Here is a 728-nt window from a genome sequence, read left to right as displayed (position 1 = left end):
ATTCCTGAGCTTCATGATATGAGATGCAAGGCTCAGCGTATATGTGAGATAATCCGCGGCAGGTACCACCGTGACCCGATGAACGGCGATGTTTACATGTTCATGTCTAAAGACCAGCGCAAGGTCCGCATGATACACTATGAACGCAATGCCTACTACCTTCATGAGAAGTCCTTCATAAAGGGTTATAAGTTCATGAAAATAGAGCGTAAGGACGATGTGACAATATATAAAATAGACTGGAAAGACCTGGTCACGATACTTGAAACTCCGGTGATAACGAGCATAAGGATTTAATTATAAAACTCTGAAAATCAGCGATAAAAGTTCTCTGAATATTTGTGTATCTCACTAAAAATGAGTATCTTTACATAAAATTTAGAGAACATGGAAACAGAGGAACTAATAGAACACATACTCAGACAGAAGCATCTTCAAGAGATGATGGACAGACCTGAAAAGGAGCATACGCCCCTTGAAGGTATGGATAATGAGCAGATAAAGAGGTTCGCCCTGTTCCTGTTTGAAGAGAATCAGAACAAGAGCAAGCAGCTTGATGAAATGATAGCAAGACTTGATGAAATAGGAAAAGACCTGAAGGAAGCCAATAAGAAAATAGACTCCCTTACAGATGCCCTGCTTAAGGCAAACAGCAAGGCTGAAAAGGTAGCTCTTGAATATAAGATACAGTTGAAGGAATACAGAAAGCTTGAGAAAAAGCATAATGC

At 39.8% G+C, this 728-nt stretch carries 1 protein-coding gene and 1 pseudogene; both read left to right on the top strand.

The features are described 5' to 3' along the window. A partial coding sequence (gene tnpB / locus NW213_RS16780) for a transposase (RefSeq protein WP_258323476.1) occupies window positions 1–297 on the top strand: 297 nt, incomplete at its 5' end. Between the two features lie 90 nt (window positions 298–387). Further along, window positions 388–728, top strand: a pseudogene (locus tag NW213_RS16775) (IS66 family transposase); the annotation flags it as partial.

This window comes from Bacteroides sp. ET336 (assembly GCF_024733815.1).
GTDB lineage: Bacteria > Bacteroidota > Bacteroidia > Bacteroidales > Bacteroidaceae > Phocaeicola > Phocaeicola cellulolyticus.
Note: the sequence above shows the minus strand (reverse complement) of the source record. Positions and strands in the feature narration are given on the sequence as shown.